The sequence below is a fragment of the Clavibacter sp. CT19 genome, assembly GCF_027858075.1.
Lineage (GTDB): Bacteria > Actinomycetota > Actinomycetes > Actinomycetales > Microbacteriaceae > Clavibacter > Clavibacter tessellarius_A.
In genome coordinates this window covers 189,878-206,103 of record NZ_JAQHYR010000003.1, presented here as the reverse complement: position 1 = coordinate 206,103, position 16,226 = coordinate 189,878, and the positions used below count along the sequence as shown (strand labels likewise).

The following is a 16,226-nucleotide window of genomic DNA, read 5'->3' as shown; positions in this document are numbered from 1 at the left end:
CAGAGCCACCGTGAGGTGCCCGGACAGCGGCGCCCACAAGCCGGGCGGCGTCCAGTCGGGAGGGTTCCGCCGGACCTCATCTCCCTGCTCCGGCCGGGGTGCGTCACGCATGCGGAGCGGTGCGGTGGACGGGCATGTCTCTCCTTCGTGAGCAGGAGGGATCCCGGTTCGGGTGCGGACCGCGTCGGCAGCGGGATCGCCTCGGGGTGGTCGGCCGCATCCTCACCCGCTCGGTGCAGGCGGCGACGGCCCCCTCCACAGCTCCTCCCGACAGACGGTCCGCCCGGCCCGGAATGCCGTCGCCACCCGCGCGGTTGCGCTCGCATAGGCTCGACGACGAGCAGGTGCGCGCGGCTCGGCCCCGCACCGATCACGATCACGACGAAGGTGGAACCCATGGCAGGTCGCGTCTACGACGACATCACCCAGCTGGTCGGCGGCACGCCGCTCGTGCGCCTCAACCGGCTCACGGAGGGGCTCGACGCGACCGTGCTCGTGAAGCTCGAGTCGCACAACCCGGCGTCCAGCGTGAAGGACCGCATCGGCGTCGCGATCATCGACGCGGCCGAGGCGTCGGGCCAGCTCGAGCCGGGCGGCACGATCGTCGAGGGCACGAGCGGCAACACCGGCATCGCGCTCGCGATGGTGGGCGCGGCGCGCGGCTACACGGTCATCCTCACGATGCCCGAGACCATGAGCATCGAGCGCCGGCTGGTGCTGCGCGCGTACGGCGCCCAGATCGTGCTGACGCCCGGGCCCGAGGGCATGCGCGGCGCCGTCGAGCGCGCGCAGCAGATCGTCGCGGAGACGCCCAACGCCATCTGGGCGCAGCAGTTCGCGAACGCGGCCAACCCGCAGAAGCACCGCGAGACCACGGCCGAGGAGGTCTGGGCGGACACCGACGGCGCCGTCGATGTGTTCATCGCGGGCGTCGGCACGGGCGGCACCATCACGGGCGTCGGCCAGGTGCTCAAGGAGCGGAAGCCCGACGTGAAGATCGTCGCGGTCGAGCCGCTCGACTCGCCCATCCTCAACGGCGGGAAGCCCGGCCCGCACAAGATCCAGGGCATCGGCGCGAACTTCGTGCCCGAGATCCTCGACCGGGAGGTCTACGACGAGGTCGTCGACGTCTCGCTGGAGGATTCCATCCGCGTCTCGCGCGCGCTCGCGACCGACGAGGGGATCCTCTGCGGCATCTCGTCCGGATCCATCGTGTGGGCCGCGCTCGAGATCGCGAGGCGGCCCGAGAGCGCGGGGAAGACCATCGTCGCCATCGTCTGCGACTACGGCGAGCGGTACCTCTCGACCGTGCTGTTCGACGACCTGCGCGACTAGGCGTGGGAGTCGTCGCCCGCGTCGTCGAGGACCTCCGTTCGGCGCGCGCCCACGATCCGGCCGCGCGCGGGTACCTGGAGATGATGCTCGGCTACCCGGGGCTGCACGCCGTGTGGCTGCACCGGGTGTCGCACGCGCTCTGGCGCCGGCGCATCCGGCTCGCCGCCCGGCTGCTCGCGCAAGTCGGGCGGGCGCTGACCGGGGTGGAGATCCACCCGGGGGCGCGCATCGGGCGGCGGCTGTTCATCGACCACGGCATGGGCGTGGTGATCGGCGCGACGGCCGAGATCGGTGACGACGTGCTGATGTACCACGGCGTCACGCTCGGTGGGAAGAGCCTCGTGCGCGGCAAGCGGCACCCGACCGTGGGCGACGGCGTCACCATCGGCGCCGGCGCGAAACTGCTCGGGCCCATCGTCATCGGCGCGGGCAGCGTCATCGGCGCGAACGCCGTGGTCGTGAAGGACGCGCCCGCGGGATCCGTGCTCACCGGCATCCCGGCGGTCGAGACCGGGAAGCGCGCCGGGCGCGGGCCCGACGCCCACGTCGACCCGGCGTTCTTCGTCGACCCGGCGATCTACATCTGATGCCCGAGCCCCACGGCCAGGAGCCGACGCCCGCCGTCGAGGCGGAGCCGAGCATCGATGCGGCGCCCCGCGTGGAGGCGGCATCGAGCGTGGAGGCGGCATCGAGCGGCGAGCCGCCATCGAGCGCCGAGCCGGCGCCCACCCACGAGCACAGCACGCACGGCGTCGGCCCCTGGCCCGGCGGCCCCGAGGCGTGGCCGGATGAGCCGCATCTCGACCCCGAGTTGCTGGAGCGCGGCGACACCCGCAACGTGATCGACCGCTACCGCTACTGGCGCATGGAGGCGATCGTCGCCGACCTCGACCAGCACCGGCACCCGTTCCACGTGGCCATCGAGAACTGGCAGCACGACATGAACATCGGATCGATCGTGCGGAGCGCCAACGCGTTCGCGGCCGACACGGTGCACATCGTCGGCCGGCGCCGCTGGAACAAGCGCGGCGCGATGGTCACCGACCGGTACCAGCACGTCGTGCACCACGCGACCATCGCCGACCTCGTGGAGTGGGCGCGCGGCGAGGGCCTGCCGATCGTCGCGATCGACAACGTCGACGGATCCGTGCTGCTGGAGACCACGCGCCTCCCCGAGCGCTGCGTGCTCGTCTTCGGCCAGGAGGGCCCGGGCCTCAGCGACGAGGCGGTGGCCGCGGCCGACATGACGGTCGCGATCTCGCAGTTCGGATCCACCCGCTCCATCAACGCGTCGGCGGCGGCCGCGGTCGTGATGCACGCGTGGGTGATGCAGCACGTGGCGTTCCCGGAGTAGCGCGCCGGGCTAGCGGCTCGTCGGGTCGAGGCGTCCGAGCAGCTCCGCGAGCGTGCGCCGCTCCCGGGCATCGAGCGGGGAGAGCAGCTCCTCCTCTGTCGCGAGGTGGTCGGGGAGCACGCGGTCGACGAGCTGCCGGCCCTCGGCGGTGAGCTCGACGAGCTTCCCCCGGCCGTCCTCGGGGCGGGGGAGCCGCGTCACGAGGCCGAGCGCCTCCAGGCGGTTGAGGCGCTGGGCGACCGCGCTCGTGGTGATCATCGACTCCCGCGCGAGCTCTGCCGGCGCCAGTCGGTGGGGCGCGCCCTGGCGCCGCAGCGTGGCGAGCACGTCGAAGGTCGATGCGTCGATCCCGTGCCGGGCGAAGGTGGCGTCTGTCCCCGCCGCGAGGGCAGCCGACGCCCGCGCGAGCCGGCCGACGACGGCCATGGGCGAGGGATCGAGGTCGGGCCGCTCGGCGCGCCACTGCTCGAGGATGCGGTCGACGTGGTCCATGCTCTCGACCATACCCGCTAAGCGGTGAGCTAGATTGACTCAGTGCTTAGCTACCGCCTCCGCCTCATCCTCCTGACCGCCATCGCTCCCGCGCTCTGGGGGACGACCTACGCGACCTCGACCGCCTTCCTGGTGCCGGGGCATCCGCTGCTCACGGCCACGCTCCGCGCCCTGCCGGCCGGACTGGTGCTGCTCGCGATCGGACGTCGCCTCCCACGCGGCTCGTGGTGGTGGCGGTCCGCCGTGCTCGGGGCGCTCAACATCGGGGCGTTCTTCGCGTTCCTCTTCGTCGCGGCCGACCGTCTGCCGGGCGGGGTGGCGGCCGTCATCGGCGGGATCCAGCCGCTGCTCGTCTCGGTGCTCGCCGCCCGGATCCTCGGCGAGCGGATGGCGCTCCGGGTGATCGTCGCCGGGACGGTCGGGCTGGCTGGCGTGGCGCTCATCGTCCTCCGGGCCGATGCCCGGCTCGATGCCGTCGGTGTCGCCGCCGCGCTCGCCGGCGCGACCTGCATGGCGGTGGGTGTGGTGCTCGCCAAGCGGTGGGGCACGGATCACCCGCCGCTCCTCACCACGTCGTGGCAGCTGCTCGCGGGCGGGATCCTCCTCGCCGTGGCCACCGCGGTGTCCGAGCCCCTGCCCGTGGCGCCGCTCACGGCCGTCAACGTGGCGGGATACGCCTACCTGGCGTTCGTCGGCACCGCGCTCGCGTACGCGCTCTGGTTCCGCGGCCTGCGTGCGCTCCCGGCCCGGGTGCCCGCCTTCCTCGGGCTGCTCAGCCCCCTCGTCGCCGTCGGCATCGGGATCGGATGGTCGGGCGAGAGGCTGTCCGCCGTCCAGGTCCTCGGGATGGGTCTGGTGCTGGCGTCCGTCGCCGTGGCGGTCGCGCTCCGGACGACGCCGTCTCGCTCGTCCCGGGTCTCGCCGCGAAGCCCATCGTGGACGTCGTGCTCGTGGTGGCGGACATCGCGGCCGAGGAGGACCACGTCGCCCGGCTCGTCGCCGCGGGGTACGAGCTGCGCGTCCGGGAGCCCGGGCACCGCCTGGTGCGCACGCCCGCGCGGGACGCGCATGTGCACGTCTACGAGGAGGGCGATCCCGCGGTGGAGGCGTACCTGCTGCACCGCGACCGGCTGCGCGCCGACCGGGCCGACCGCGACCTCTACGCGCGCACGAAGCGGGAGCTGATGACCCGGCGGTGGGAGCCGATGGACGCCTACGCGGACGCGAAGACCGCGGTGATCCAGGGGATCCTCGCCCGAGCGCGGGCAGCGCGGGCGGCGCGGGCGGCCCGCGCATCCCGCCCGGCCTGAGCCCGCGGACCTAGCCGAACGGCCACTCGTCGTGCGTGTGCGGCACCGCGACCACCTGCACGTCGTCCTCGTAGGTGATGCGCCCGGGCGTGCGGGTGCGCAGCTCGTGCCAGGGCACGTCATGCCGGTCGAGCAGGTCGAGGTACTCGCGCGTGACGCGGAGCAGGTCGACGGATCCGACGCGGAACCAGGCGCGCGCCCGGGGGTTGAGCGTGCGGTCGTAGCAGCCCGGGACGACCGTGGACGGATCCGCGTACGTCGCGTTCATGTGCGCGTTGGACGCCCCGATCCACGCCATCTCCTCCGCGGACAGACGGCCTTCGTCCCGGAGGCCGTTCGCCAGGGCGAAGACGCCGGGGAAGGTGCCGCGGCGATTCGGGGCGGCGCTCTGGAAGCGCACGAAGTCGGGCATCCGGCGAGGGTAGCCCGGCGGGCGCGGAGGGGGCCGGCGGCGTCCACGCACCGAGCGGGGGACGACCGAGGGCCGAGCGGAGAGGATCCCCGCTCGGCCCCGGGCCGTCGTCGTGCGTGCGCCGGAAGCGCACCGTCGGGCGTGCCGTCAGTCGCGCCCGCAGTGGATCGAGAATATGGGGAGCCGGAAGGTGAGGCCGTGACCGCCGCAGATCCCGTTGGTCTTGATGAACTCGATGAAGCCGGCCGCCACCGCGGCCAGCAAGACGCAGGTGAGCTTGGTGAGGTCGGGGATCAGCACGCAGATCACGCCGGCGATCGAGCCGCCGAGGGCGGAGATGATCCCTCGGATGATGGCGTTGCCGATGAAGAAGCTCCAGTGGGGGATGGGGATGTGGATCGGCGGGATGTGGATGTGGATCGGCGGGATGTGGATGTGGAAGGGGTTCCACCACTTGCTCTCCGTCACCGGCGCGTTGGGGGACAGGGGGGCCGGCCGGTAGGAGCTGGTGGCGGAGTCCTTGGCCGCGGTGGCGGAGTCTTCGACCGCGGCGGCGGAGGCGTCGGCCGCGGCGGCGGAGTTGCTGGCCTTGGCAGCGGAGACCTGCGACTGCAGGGATCGCATCTTCTGCGCCATCACCGCCACGTCCGGGTCGCCCGCGGCCGCCGAGCGCAGTGCCGTGGCGGCCTTCTGCCGTGCGGCCTCCTCCTCGGGCGAGAGGTCCAGCCACTTGTCGATGTGGCGCCCGGAGAAGGTCAGGCCCGTCTTGCCGACGGCGTCGATGTCGGCGTCCGTGATCCGGCCGGCGCTGATGTCGTCGAGGTAGTGGCCGTGCTCGAGGGAGAAGGCGACGCGGGCCTGGGGAGAGTCGTGGTCGATGGCGAATGCGCCGCTGCTGGGGGCGGCGATGACGAAGCCGAGGGTCGCGACGGCGGTGAGCGCGATGGTCGCGAACATCCTGCGCGGGATGAGGGGCCGGGTGGCCCTCGAACGGATGGACATGGGTGATGTGCCTCCTTGGGTGCGGTGTCGGTCACCGCACTGAGAAGCTAGGAGCCGGGGCGCCTCCGTGCGGACAGTCCCCAGTCGCGCAGATGAAGGGCAGACGGCCGTCTGGCCAAGGGAGCATCGGACCTCCTAGCGGAACGGCCAGTCGTCGATCGTGTGCGGGGTCGCGATGACCTGCACGTCGTCGGCGTAGACGATGCGGCCGGGCGTCCGCGTGCGGAGCTCCTGCCAGGGCACGTCGTGCCGGTCGAGCAGGGCGAGGTAGTCGGCCGTGAACCCGAGGAGGTCCGTGGCGCTGGCGAGGAACCAGGCGCGGGCGCCGGGGTTGCGCACCCGGTCGTAGCAGTCGGGGTCGACCGAGCGCGGATCCGCGTAGGACTCGGCCGCGCGTGCGTTCACCGCGTCCATCCACTCGCCCTCCTCGGCCGAGAGCCGGCCGCTCTGGCGCAGCCCGTCGGCGAGGGCGAACACCCCCGGGAAGGTCCCGCGGCGGTTGGGGACGGCGCTCTGGAAGCGGACGTAGTCGGTCACGCGGTGATGCTAGGGACGCGGCCTGCGGATCCGGCTGCGCGGGGGCGGAGCGGATAGCGGTGGCGCCGGGCGGACATGCGGGACGCGCCGGGCGGACACGCGCGCGGACGTGCGGGCGGCTACGCGCTGGCAGGCTGGGACGCGCCGCGGATCCGCCCGCGCGAGACGGGAGACCCATGACCGCCGTGACCCTGATCCGCTCCGCCTCCCTCGCGGACGCCGCCGAGTACGCCTACGCCGCCACCGCGCCCGCCGACGCGCGGCTCGTGTTCCTCGCGGGATCGTGCCCGCTCGACGCGGACGGCCGTACCGTCGGCGTGGGCGACCACGCCGCGCAGGCGGCGCGGTGCGTCGCGAACCTGCGCATCGCGCTGGAGGCGGCGGGCGCGACGACCGCCGACCTCGTGAGCACGCGCGTGCTCGTGGCCTCCAGCAGGCAGGCCGACCTCGTGATCGCGTGGGAGGTCGTCCGCGACGCACTGGCCCCGCACGATCCGCCGAGCACGCTCCTCGGCGTCACCGTGCTCGGGTACGACGACCAGCTCGTGGAGGTCGAGGCGGTGGCGGCCGTCGTCGACTGAGGGCGGGTCGGGCGGGGGACCGGAGCGTGGTGGCGGCGGTCGTCGACTGACAGGAGCCGGCGGGTGCCCGGCTCAGAGCGCGGAGGCGCGCCAGGCGTCGACCGCCGCGAGGAGCTCGGCGCGGCGCTCGTCCGACAGGAACGCCGCGTGGAACGAGTTGCGGGCGAGGAGCGCGACCGCGTCGTCGTCGAAGGCGTGCGCCACGCGCAGCTGGCGGAGGTTCTCGCCGAGGTAGCCGCCGAAGTAGGCCGGGTCGTCGCTGTTGACCATGGCGAGCACGCCGCGCGCGAGGAGCTCCGGCAGGGCGTGCTCGTCGAGCGTCTCGTTCACGCCGAGGCGCACGTTCGAGAGCGGGCAGACGGTGAGCGGGATCCGGTCGGCGACGAGCCGGTCGACGAGCGCGGGATCCTCGAGGCAGCGCACGCCGTGGTCCACCCGCTCGACGTGCAGCAGGTCGAGCGCCTCCCAGACGTACGCGGGCGGGCCCTCCTCGCCGGCGTGCGCGACGGCGTGCAGGCCGAGCTCGCGGGCGCGCGCGAAGACGTCGACGAAGAGCGACGGCGGGTAGCCGACCTCGGCCGAGTCGAGCCCGACGGCGAGGATCTCGTGGGCGCGGCCGGCGACCGACTCCAGCGTCGCCATCGCCTCCTCCACCGGCCGGTCGCGGAGGAAGCTGAGGATCAGGCCGCCGGAGATGCCGTGGCGCACGCGCGCGTCGCGGAGGGCGTCGAGGAGGCCGTCGACCACGTCGTCGATGGCCACGCCGCGGGACGTGTGCGCCTGCGGGTCGAACGACATCTCGACGTGCCGGATCCCGTCGGCCGCGGCCCGCTCCAGGTACGCGGCGGCGAGGTCGTGGAAGTCGCGGCGCGTGCGGAGGACCGCCGTGCACGCGTAGTAGAGGTCGAGGAACGACTGCAGGTCGGTGAAGGCGTAGCGCGAGCGGAGGTCCTCGATGCCGGCGTACGGCAGCTCGACGCCGTTGCGCTCGGCCAGCTCGAACACCAGCTCCGGTTCGAGGGTGCCCTCCACGTGCAGGTGCAGCTCGGCGGTGGGCGGGAGCGTGGAGATCATCCGTCCACGGTAACGGGCGGCGGGCGGGTGGCCGACGGGCCGGGGCGTCCGGCGTCCGTAGGCTCGGGGGATGGAGGCGTCCGAGGTCGCGGTGCTCGGCGAGCGGTGGCGCATCGCCGAGCGGGAGCCGCGGGGCGCGACCCCGGCCTACGACCTCGACTGGCTGAGCGGCCCGGCGGGCGGCACGTACGGGTTCACGGTCGGCGGAGGACGGCTGACGCCCGAGCAGCTGATCGCGGAGGCGACCGCGTTCGTGGAGGGCTTCTCCGAACCCGGCGGCATCGGCGAGGACTTCGCGGGCTTCGTCCCGGCCCGCTTCCGCGGCGAGGGGTCGGACGGGCAGCCAGCGCCGGGGCGCGGATGAGCGCGCGCGTGCCTCACCGGATCCTCGGCCGGACGGTCCTCGTGCTCTGCGCGGCCCTAGGCGTCCTGGCTCTCGGGATCGTCCTGGTCGCCGTGCCCGACGGAGCGCCGACGTCGTCAGATGCGGGTGCGCCCTCGGTCCCGTGGTGGGCGGTGCTCCTCCCCGCAGCCGTGGGCATCGCCCTCACGCTGACGCTGCCGCGCCGGGTGCGTGAGCAGCCCGCGATCGTGTCCGAGCCGGCGCGGCACCGGGCAGCGACGTGGATCCTGCTGGCGCTCGCCGCGGCCTTCCCGCTCGCGGTGGGAGCGCTCGGGCTGGCGCGGAGCGAGGGCTACGTGCTCCTGAAGGCCCTCCTGCTGATCGCCCTCGCCGCCGCCGTGGTCGGCGTGCTGCGCGGTGTCCGCATCGACCGCGTCCACGATGCGCAGCGATGGTGGGCGCCGATCGTGGTCGTGGTGGTGTGGGCGCTCCTGGCGCAGGTCGCGCCGTGGAACCCGCGGCCGGACCTCGACGGCGTGGACCCCGCGACGCTGCTCGTCACCGCGGTGGCGACGGCGCTGACGGCCGGGATCGGCGAGGAGCTCTTCTACCGGCGGTGGCTGCAGACGCGGCTCGAGGCGTCGCTCGGCCCCGCACCCGGCATCGCCCTCGCGTCGCTGGTCTTCGCGCTCATGCACCTGGCCTCCCACGGCACCGGCGCCCCGGTGCTCGACGTGGCCCGCGTCGTCGTCGCGCAGGGGTCGTTCGGGCTCCTGCTCGGGATCCTGTGGTGGCGGCACCGGAACCTGCCCGCGATCATCGCCGCGCACGTCGTCATGAACGGATGGCCGGTCGCCGAGCACCTGGTCGCGTGACGCCAACCGGTGTCGGTCCGGCGCGCGACCCGTCTGCGAGCATGGCCGCATGGATCCCGACGACGAGCCCGACCTGGTCCCCGAGCTGCTGGTCACCGACCTCGCCGCGAGCCTCGCGTTCTGGCGCGACCTGTGCGGCTTCCAGGTGCGGTACGACCGCCCGGACGAGGGCTTCGCGTACATCGCGCGCGGCGGGGCGCACCTCATGCTCGAGCAGGCCGGCATCATCCGGAACTGGGTGATGGGGCCGCTGGAGCGGCCGTTCGGGCGGGGGATCAACTTCCAGATCGCCGTCGAGGACGCCGACGCGGTGGCGGAGGCGCTCGCCGCGGCCGGCATCGCGCTCTTCCTCGAGCCGGAGACGACCTGGTACCGGATCGGCGACGAGGAGACGGGCGTCCGCCAGTTCCTCGTGCAGGATCCCGACGGCTACCTGGTGCGGTTCCAGTCGTCCATCGGGCGGCGACCGGCGGAGGCTCCCGCGGGCTGATGCCGCCGCGGCCCGCCCGGTGCCGGGCGGGCCGCGATCGTCACCCCTCCGCGATGCCCGCGGACAGCGTCGCCCCCGCCGCGGTGAGCGCGTCGACGAGCTGCTGCCCGCTCACCGTGGTGGTCTTCTGCCCGCCGATCATCAGCGTCGGGGTGCCGGTGACGCCCGCGGCGGTCGCCGTGTCGGTGTTGGCCGTGATCCAGCCGGCGTACGCGCCCTTCTCCGTGCAGGTGAGGGCCTCGGGGTCGGTGACCCCCTGCGAGCCGAGCCAGGAGGAGAAGTCCTTCCCCGTCCACGAGTCGGTCGCGGCCGAGTGGTTCGCGAAGAGGGCGGAGTGCACGCCGGGCCAGGCGGACGGGTCGTGCTGCAGGACGCACGCGGCCGTGCTGCCGGCGACGCGGCCGTAGTTCGTGACGATCCGGATGGGGTGGTACACGACGCGCACCTGCCCGGATGCGGCGACCCGGTCGAGGAGCGGGCCGGTCGCGGCCTCGTACTCCTGGCAGTGCGGGCAGGAGTAGTCCTCGTAGATGTCGAGCGTCACGGGCGCATCCGCGGCGCCGACCGACACGGCATCCGGCTCGGTCGCGACGTGCGCCTCGCCGGCGCTCGCCAGCTGCACGGTGGCGTCCGCGGTGGGCGCCACGCTGCCGGCCTCCGCCTGCTGGCGGAGGAGGCTCGCGCCGCCCCAGATGCCGGCGACGAGGATCACGACGGCGCCGGCGACGCCGAGCTGGGTGAGGAGGCGGCGGCGCTTCCGCTTCGCCTCCTCGAGGCGGCGCTGCGCGTTCGCCTTCTCCCGGATCTCGCGGGTGCGGTCGCGGTCGGCGCTGGACTTCTTGCTCATGATGCGGTGCTCCTGTCGGTGGGTCGGACGGGGTCGGTGTGGGTGTCAGTGTCGGTGTCGTGGAGGAGGGGGAGGTCGGGGACGCGGTCGCGCGCGCGGCGGCTCACGGCGTCGGCCGCCGCTCGTCGGCGCGCTCGTCGAGCGCGGACAGCCGCGCGTTGTAGGCGCGGAGCTCGGCGTCGCCGTCGCGGGCGGCCGCCCGGTCGTAGCGGGTGGCGGCGCGCTGCTCGGATCCGGACCACTGCCGCACGACCATGAGCGCCACGAGCACGACGGGCAGCTCGCCCGCGCCCCACGCGATGCCGCCGCCCGCGGCCTGGTCGGCGAGCAGCTGCGCGTCGGTCGCGAGGCCGAGCTGGTGCCACCAGTCGATCGCGAGGATCTGCGTGCCCGACATGATCGCGAGGCCGAAGAACGCGTGGAACGCCATGGTGGCGAGCAGGAGCATCAGCCGGATCGGGTACGGCGGGCGCGTGGGGCCCGGATCCACCCCGATGAGCACGAAGAAGAAGAGGTACCCGCTGATCAGGAAGTGGACGGTCATCAGCATGTGGCCCTGGTGGGTGGCCAGCGACCACTCGAACCACGGCGTGTAGTAGAAGGCCACGAGGCTGCCGGCGAAGACGACCGCGGCGACGATCGGGTTCGTCACCAGGCGCGAGTACCGGGAGTGCGTCGCGGCGAGCACCCACTCGCGCACGCCGCGGCTGGCGTCCTTCCGGGCCGGCAGCGCGCGCAGCAGCAGGAGCACGGGGGCGCCGAGCACGAGCAGCGGCGGCACGTACATCATCAGCATCATGTGCTGGATCATGTGGGTGCTGAAGTGCACCGCCCCGTACACGGCGGGCCCGCCGCTCGTGGCGTAGACGAGCATCGCGCAGCCGAGCAGCCACGGCACCGTGCGCGTGCCCGACCAGGCGTCGCCGCGCCGGCGGAGGCGCCGCACCGCGACGAGGTAGAGCCCGGCCATGACCGCGGCGACCCCGAGGAACAGGAAGTCCGGGTGGACGGCGGTCAGCATCCGGAGCGGCGTCACGGGGTCGGGGAAGGTGAAGCCGATGAGCGACGCGAGCGGGTCGACGTCGGCGATGGTCGTCTGCGGCACGGGCGGGGCGCTGCGCGAGAGCGCCACCGAGACGCCCATCGCCACGGACATCACGACGACCTCGCCGACCGCGAGGCGGAGGAACGCCGTCCGCCGGGTCGCGTCGCGGACGAGCCCCGGGATGAGGATCCGGCGGTGCGCGAACCCGGCGACGCCGAGCGCCACGAGGATCGCCGTCTTCACGAGGAGCAGGAGCCCGTACGGCGTCGTGATGAGGTCGAGCGGCGTGCCGATGCGGAGCGACGCGTTGACGATCCCCGACAGCGCGACCGCGACGAACGCCCATCCGGCGAGCGTCGAGTAGCGGGCGACGACCGCGGGCAGCGCGCCCTTCGCGAGCTTCTGGCAGAGGATCACCGCGACCAGCCCGCCGGCCCACACGGTGACGCCGACGAGGTGGATCCCGAGGCTGTCCACCGCGTTCGCGTGCTCGTACGTGCCCGCGGCGTGGCCCGACAGCGAGAGCGGGAGCAGCGAGGCGAGGGCGACGGCCGCGGCCACGCCGATGCCGGAGACGCTCCGCGTCCACGCGCTGATGCCGAACGCGACGGCCACGCACACCAGCGACGCGAGCAGGGTCTGGCCGAGCTCGAGCTGGAACGCGAAGTAGCCGAGCTGGCCCCGGAAGGTCGGGGAGGTGAGCGGGACGCCGATCACGTTCGCGCCCGAGAGGGCGAGCACGGCGATGCTGGCGGCGAGCCACACGGCGGCGGCGCGGGTCGCCCAGCGGGTCGCCCGCCACTGCGCGAAGCCCGCCATCCCGGGGTGCTTCCGCTGCCCGGGCAGCGCGAACGCGGCGACCACGAGCAGGCCGATGGTCACGGCGGCGGCGGCGTCGTGGATGACGCGCGCGACGGGCAGGCCGTAGGTGACGACGTCGCCGGGATCCACCAGCAGCGTCCGCGTGGTGGCGCCCGTGAAGGCGGCGGCGGCCAGCGTCACGGCGACGGCGAGCGGGAGGCACGCCCAGAGCAGCGCGGGGCGGGCGCGGATGCGCGGGACGGTCAGCGTGCGGGGCACGAAGACGGGGTCGTCGGGATCGGGGCGGTCGTGGTCGGTGACCGGATCGGGGGAGGGCAGGGCGGAGCGAGGGGGCATGGGGTGTCCTGGGTGGGCGTCGGGATCGGGCGCGGCGGGACGGCGGCTCTCCGGGTGGGCGATCCGAGCGGCTCGGATCTGCCGGGTCGCGGAGGGAGCGGGCACGTCGGGGTGCGCGTCCGAGGACGCGCGAGGGCACGGCGCCGGGAGGCGTCGTGCGTCGTCCGGGCGCGCGGGAGCGCGCCGGACCGGGGCCGGATCAGGCCGCGGCGGGTGGCCCGCGGTGGGGCGACGCGGCGACGCAGACGCCGAGGTCGCGGATCTCCGGGCGCATCGCGCGCGCGACGCGGTGGCGCACCTCGGCGCGCGGCACGACGTCGAGCGCGGCCACGAGGATCAGCGCGCGGAGGCTCGTGCGCGCGAGCGCGACGAGGTCCCAGAAGGCGCGCTCGCCGGAGCGGAGCGCCACGATCGTGAGGACGGCGGCGAGCAGGTGCGCGACCCACATCGCGGATCCGTGGTGCATGCCGCCCATGTCGCCGGCGCCGGCCGCGGCCCCGCCGGCGCTCACGACGTGCCCGCCCATGCCGTGGTGCCCGCCGACGACCTGCAGGGTCGTCGTGGTCGGGGCGCCGACGGTGAAGAGGAGGTGCAGGACCGCCTGGCTGCACGCGACGGCGACCGCGAGCCGCGCGGTCGACACGGTGCGGCCGGCGAGCAGCACGCACGTCGGCAGCGCGAGCGCCGCCGCGACGACGAGGCCGACCGCTCCCGGGATGGGGCCGCCGCCGGCGAGGTGCGACAGCATCGACACGAGGATCGCGAAGGCGGCCGTGACGGCGCCGCGTGCGACGCGCGTGCCCCGCCCGGCCATCGCCGGCGTCCTCGGTTCCCTCATTTGCAGAACAGCCTAGGTGCGGCTCCCGGGGAGACGATGGGCGAAGTCGGCTCCGCGGCCCGCGCCCGCGCCCGCCGCACGGGGGCATACCCCACCTCGATCCGGGAGCGAGCAGGATGGGCCACGTGCCCGTCGCTCGCGAGGCTGGGATCATGAACACGACACCGCCCACCACCGAGGCCGAATCGACGCCCGTGCCATCCGAAGAGCTCCTGCCCGACGCCGCCGACGCGTCCGACGCCGGCGGTCCCCCGTCCGACGCCGCGGGCGGGAGCGACGACGTGGACCCGGACGACGCGGCCCCGCCCGTCGCGCGCCGCCGCTCCCTCTACTCCTCCGCCTGGCGGCGCTTCCCCCGCGACATCGGCTACATGCTCCTGACCGGGATCCTGTGCGCCACGGTCTACCTCGCGCTCCCCAACATCGTCTTCAGCCTGATCAGCGAGCTCCTGTGGTCGGCGTCCGGCCTGTTCGCTGCCCTGGCGCTCTCCGTCGTGCTCTTCGGGTCGCTGTTCGCGGCGCGCGGGCTGGGGGCGGTGGAGCGGGTCCGCATCGGGTGGGCCGAGCCGCGGCCGATCCGTCCGGTCGACTGGACCCCGCGCTGGACGCAGAACCGGGCGATGCGCCTCCTCTCGGCGGTCGCGAATCCGCACTACTGGCTGTACCTGCTGCACGCGGTCGTCGTGTACCCGGTCGTGGCCATCGTCACGCTCGGCGCGGGCGTCCTCCTGGCGCTCGGGTTCATCGCGCCGGCCCTCGGCGGGATCGCGGTGCTGGCGCAGGGCTGGCAGATCAACCTGCTCCTCGAGCGCTTCGGCTACGACCCCGCGCGCACCTGGACGCTGGCGTTCGTGCTCTCGGGCGTGACGATGATCCTGTCCGTCGTGCTCCTGCCCCTCTGGACCCGCGGCGCCACGCTCGCCCACTACTGGACTGACCACGCCCTCCTCGGCGGCTTCCGGTCCGACGCCCTCGAGCGCCGGGTGCAGGGCCTCGAGCGGTCCCGCGCCGGCGCCGTCACGGCCGAGGGGCAGACGCTCCGCCAGATCGAGCGCGACCTGCACGACGGTCCGCAGCAGCGGCTCGTGCGCCTCCGCATGGACCTCGCGGCCGCCGAGCGCGCGCTGGACGCGGATCCCGAGCGCGCCCGCACGCTCATCGCCGAGGCGTCCGCCCACGCCCACGACACGCTCGAGGAGCTGCGCGCGCTGTCCCGCGGGTTCGCCCCGCCGATCCTCCTCGACCGCGGGCTGGTGGCCGCCCTCGAGGCGCTCGCGTCCCGCTCGACGGTCCCCGTGGCGCTCGACGTGCAGCTCCCCGAGAGCCTGGCGCTGCCGACCGAGGTCGAGCGGAACCTGTACTTCACCGTCAGCGAGCTGCTCACCAACGTCGCGAAGCACTCGGGCGCGACCCGGGCCGACGTGACGCTGGCGCTCGTGAGCGACCTCGACGGCGACCGGGTGCTGGCCGCCCGCGTGACGGATGACGGGCAGGGCGGCGCGTCCGTCCAGGAGGGCCACGGGCTCGAGGGGCTCCTCGGTCGGCTCGGCGCCCTCGACGGCGACGTCAGCATCTCCAGCCCCGCCGGCGGACCGACGCGCATCACCGCGCGCGTGCCGCTCGTCGCGCTGAACGGCGTGCCGACCGACCCGCGCACCGCCGCTGGCGGGTCGGCCGCCGACGGCACGGGATCCGACGGCGCGATCGCCGCCCCGCCCGCCGCGTGACCCGCCCGCTCGATACGATCGGGGCCATGGACGACGGCCCGGATGCAGCGCGCATCCGGGCCGTCGTGGTCGACGACGCGGTGCTGCTCCGGGAGGGGCTCGCGCGGGTGCTCGTGGAGGCCGGGATCGACGTGGTCGCCCAGTACAAGGACGCGGATGCCTTCCTCGCCGCGCTCGCCGACGACGTCCCCGACGTGGTGGTGATGGACGTCCGCATGCCGCCGTCGTACACCGACGAGGGCATCCGCGCGACGGTCGAGGCCCGCCGCCGCGTGCCGGGGATCGGCGTGCTGCTGCTCTCCCAGTACGTGGAGGCCGCGTACGCCGAGGAGGTGTTCCGCAGCGGCACCGCCGGGATCGGCTACCTGCTCAAGGACCGGGTGACGCGCCTGGAGGAGATCGACGACGCCGTGCGCCGCGTCGCGTCCGGCGGCACCGTGCTCGACCCCGAGGTGGTGACCCAGCTGATGGCCCGACGACGCGATCCCCTCAGCGCCCTCACGCCGCGCGAGCTCGAGGTGCTCGGGCTGATGGCCGAGGGCCGCACCAACCCGGCGATCGGGCGGGCGCTCGTGATCGGCACGGGCGCGGTCGAGAAGCACGTGACGAGCATCTTCGCGAAGCTCGGCCTGGAGGACACGGGCGAGGACCACCGGCGGGTGCTCGCGGTGCTGGCGTACCTGGGCTGACGGATCGACCGGGCTGACGGCTGACGGCTCGACCGGGCTGACGGCTGGCGCCCGCGGAGGCCCGCCGCCCGCGCGTGTGGAACGCCACGGAGGCGCCCGCACCCGACACGGGAGGAT

At 74.3% G+C, this 16,226-nt stretch carries 18 protein-coding genes and 1 pseudogene; 11 read left to right on the top strand and 8 right to left on the bottom strand.

From position 1 onward, the window contains the following. Positions 1-396 precede the first annotated feature (396 nt). Genes cysK through PED38_RS05080 form a run of 3 tightly spaced genes read left to right on the top strand, consistent with a single transcriptional unit; the run spans position 397 to position 2,689 of the window. Positions 397-1,335, top strand: coding sequence for a cysteine synthase A (gene cysK, locus PED38_RS05090; RefSeq protein WP_270980146.1), 939 nt, complete (start codon positions 397-399; stop codon positions 1,333-1,335). A gap of 2 nt (positions 1,336-1,337) precedes the next feature. Further along, positions 1,338-1,922: a serine O-acetyltransferase EpsC gene (epsC, locus tag PED38_RS05085; RefSeq protein ID WP_063072358.1), complete on the top strand. Its 585-nt coding sequence runs from the start codon at positions 1,338-1,340 to the stop codon at positions 1,920-1,922. Beyond that, positions 1,922-2,689, top strand: coding sequence for a TrmH family RNA methyltransferase (locus tag PED38_RS05080; protein WP_254654572.1), 768 nt, complete (start codon positions 1,922-1,924; stop codon positions 2,687-2,689). Before epsC ends, PED38_RS05080 begins: the two co-directional genes overlap by 1 nt. Positions 2,690-2,698: 9 nt before the next feature. Here the strand turns inward: PED38_RS05080 and PED38_RS05075 are convergent, their stop codons facing one another. Next, positions 2,699-3,181: a MarR family winged helix-turn-helix transcriptional regulator gene (locus tag PED38_RS05075; RefSeq protein ID WP_063072357.1), complete on the bottom strand. Its 483-nt coding sequence runs from the start codon at positions 3,179-3,181 to the stop codon at positions 2,699-2,701. Between the two features lie 42 nt (positions 3,182-3,223). Here PED38_RS05075 and PED38_RS05070 point away from each other — a divergent pair. Both PED38_RS05070 and PED38_RS05065 read left to right on the top strand, forming a co-directional pair. Then, positions 3,224-4,048 (top strand): annotated as a pseudogene (locus PED38_RS05070) (EamA family transporter); the annotation flags it as partial. Further along, positions 3,988-4,491 (top strand): GrpB family protein, encoded by a 504-nt coding sequence (locus tag PED38_RS05065; protein ID WP_270980308.1) that lies wholly within the window; start codon positions 3,988-3,990, stop codon positions 4,489-4,491. The pseudogene PED38_RS05070 and the gene PED38_RS05065, both read left to right, overlap by 61 nt. Before the next feature lie 10 nt (positions 4,492-4,501). Here the strand turns inward: PED38_RS05065 and PED38_RS05060 are convergent, their stop codons facing one another. From PED38_RS05060 to PED38_RS05050, 3 genes are all read right to left on the bottom strand, one after another. After that, positions 4,502-4,903 carry a hypothetical protein gene (locus PED38_RS05060; protein ID WP_063072356.1) on the bottom strand — a complete coding sequence of 134 codons (402 nt, stop codon included), beginning with the start codon at positions 4,901-4,903 and terminating at the stop codon, positions 4,502-4,504. A 147-nt stretch (positions 4,904-5,050) separates the two neighbouring features. Beyond that, a complete protein-coding gene (locus tag PED38_RS05055; protein ID WP_131798138.1) occupies positions 5,051-5,905 on the bottom strand; it encodes a hypothetical protein in 855 nt (284 codons plus the stop codon). A gap of 135 nt (positions 5,906-6,040) precedes the next feature. After that, complete coding sequence (locus tag PED38_RS05050; RefSeq protein ID WP_063072354.1) at positions 6,041-6,442, bottom strand: hypothetical protein; 402 nt, start codon at positions 6,440-6,442, stop codon at positions 6,041-6,043. Between the two features lie 176 nt (positions 6,443-6,618). On the opposite strand from PED38_RS05050, the gene PED38_RS05045 reads away from it, so the two are divergent. After that, complete coding sequence (locus tag PED38_RS05045) at positions 6,619-7,023, top strand: RidA family protein (protein WP_270980141.1); 405 nt, start codon at positions 6,619-6,621, stop codon at positions 7,021-7,023. Positions 7,024-7,095: 72 nt separating this feature from the next. Here the strand turns inward: PED38_RS05045 and PED38_RS05040 are convergent, their stop codons facing one another. Further along, a complete protein-coding gene (locus PED38_RS05040; RefSeq protein WP_063072352.1) occupies positions 7,096-8,097 on the bottom strand; it encodes an adenosine deaminase in 1,002 nt (333 codons plus the stop codon). Positions 8,098-8,167: 70 nt separating this feature from the next. Between PED38_RS05040 and PED38_RS05035 the strand changes: the two genes are divergently transcribed. The 3 genes from PED38_RS05035 to PED38_RS05025 are packed head-to-tail and all read left to right on the top strand — an operon-like array spanning position 8,168 to position 9,805. Further along, a complete protein-coding gene (locus tag PED38_RS05035) occupies positions 8,168-8,461 on the top strand; it encodes a hypothetical protein (RefSeq protein WP_270980139.1) in 294 nt (97 codons plus the stop codon). Between the two features lie 8 nt (positions 8,462-8,469). Further along, on the top strand, positions 8,470-9,315 hold the full coding sequence (locus tag PED38_RS05030) for a CPBP family intramembrane glutamic endopeptidase (protein WP_270980137.1): 846 nt from the start codon (positions 8,470-8,472) through the stop codon (positions 9,313-9,315). A gap of 49 nt (positions 9,316-9,364) precedes the next feature. Continuing rightward, the gene (locus PED38_RS05025; protein ID WP_270980136.1) at positions 9,365-9,805 is read left to right on the top strand and encodes a bleomycin resistance protein; all 441 of its coding nucleotides are present in this window, start codon (positions 9,365-9,367) and stop codon (positions 9,803-9,805) included. Positions 9,806-9,845: 40 nt separating this feature from the next. Here PED38_RS05025 and PED38_RS05020 read toward each other — a convergent pair whose 3' ends face one another. The 3 genes from PED38_RS05020 to PED38_RS05010 all read right to left on the bottom strand — a co-directional run bounded on the left by PED38_RS05020 (position 9,846) and on the right by PED38_RS05010 (position 13,693). Next, positions 9,846-10,652, bottom strand: coding sequence for a thioredoxin domain-containing protein (locus tag PED38_RS05020; RefSeq protein ID WP_270980134.1), 807 nt, complete (start codon positions 10,650-10,652; stop codon positions 9,846-9,848). 103 nt (positions 10,653-10,755) lie between these two features. Beyond that, a complete protein-coding gene (locus PED38_RS05015; protein WP_270980133.1) occupies positions 10,756-12,855 on the bottom strand; it encodes a cytochrome c oxidase assembly protein in 2,100 nt (699 codons plus the stop codon). 199 nt (positions 12,856-13,054) lie between these two features. Continuing rightward, on the bottom strand, positions 13,055-13,693 hold the full coding sequence (locus PED38_RS05010; RefSeq protein ID WP_131798137.1) for a hypothetical protein: 639 nt from the start codon (positions 13,691-13,693) through the stop codon (positions 13,055-13,057). 152 nt (positions 13,694-13,845) lie between these two features. On the opposite strand from PED38_RS05010, the gene PED38_RS05005 reads away from it, so the two are divergent. Next, positions 13,846-15,420: a sensor histidine kinase gene (locus tag PED38_RS05005; protein ID WP_270980131.1), complete on the top strand. Its 1,575-nt coding sequence runs from the start codon at positions 13,846-13,848 to the stop codon at positions 15,418-15,420. A gap of 26 nt (positions 15,421-15,446) precedes the next feature. Beyond that, the gene (locus PED38_RS05000) at positions 15,447-16,109 is read left to right on the top strand and encodes a response regulator transcription factor (protein ID WP_270980129.1); all 663 of its coding nucleotides are present in this window, start codon (positions 15,447-15,449) and stop codon (positions 16,107-16,109) included. The last annotated feature ends 117 nt before the right edge of the window (positions 16,110-16,226 follow it).

Bases quoted from the DNA above. Each gene is read 5' to 3' on its own strand.
- PED38_RS05015 (WP_270980133.1), bottom strand. From the start codon at position 12,855: ATGCCCCCTCGCTCCGCCCTGCCCTCCCCCGATCCGGTCACCGACCAC.
- PED38_RS05000 (WP_270980129.1), top strand. From the start codon at position 15,447: ATGGACGACGGCCCGGATGCAGCGCGCATCCGGGCCGTCGTGGTCGAC.
- PED38_RS05035 (WP_270980139.1), top strand. From the start codon at position 8,168: ATGGAGGCGTCCGAGGTCGCGGTGCTCGGCGAGCGGTGGCGCATCGCC.
- PED38_RS05060 (WP_063072356.1), bottom strand. From the start codon at position 4,903: ATGCCCGACTTCGTGCGCTTCCAGAGCGCCGCCCCGAATCGCCGCGGC.
- PED38_RS05020 (WP_270980134.1), bottom strand. From the start codon at position 10,652: ATGAGCAAGAAGTCCAGCGCCGACCGCGACCGCACCCGCGAGATCCGG.
- PED38_RS05075 (WP_063072357.1), bottom strand. From the start codon at position 3,181: ATGGACCACGTCGACCGCATCCTCGAGCAGTGGCGCGCCGAGCGGCCC.
- PED38_RS05055 (WP_131798138.1), bottom strand. From the start codon at position 5,905: ATGTCCATCCGTTCGAGGGCCACCCGGCCCCTCATCCCGCGCAGGATG.
- cysK (WP_270980146.1), top strand. From the start codon at position 397: ATGGCAGGTCGCGTCTACGACGACATCACCCAGCTGGTCGGCGGCACG.
- PED38_RS05005 (WP_270980131.1), top strand. From the start codon at position 13,846: ATGAACACGACACCGCCCACCACCGAGGCCGAATCGACGCCCGTGCCA.
- PED38_RS05010 (WP_131798137.1), bottom strand. From the start codon at position 13,693: ATGAGGGAACCGAGGACGCCGGCGATGGCCGGGCGGGGCACGCGCGTC.
- PED38_RS05025 (WP_270980136.1), top strand. From the start codon at position 9,365: ATGGATCCCGACGACGAGCCCGACCTGGTCCCCGAGCTGCTGGTCACC.
- PED38_RS05065 (WP_270980308.1), top strand. From the start codon at position 3,988: ATGGTCGGGCGAGAGGCTGTCCGCCGTCCAGGTCCTCGGGATGGGTCT.
- PED38_RS05080 (WP_254654572.1), top strand. From the start codon at position 1,922: ATGCCCGAGCCCCACGGCCAGGAGCCGACGCCCGCCGTCGAGGCGGAG.
- PED38_RS05040 (WP_063072352.1), bottom strand. From the start codon at position 8,097: ATGATCTCCACGCTCCCGCCCACCGCCGAGCTGCACCTGCACGTGGAG.
- PED38_RS05045 (WP_270980141.1), top strand. From the start codon at position 6,619: ATGACCGCCGTGACCCTGATCCGCTCCGCCTCCCTCGCGGACGCCGCC.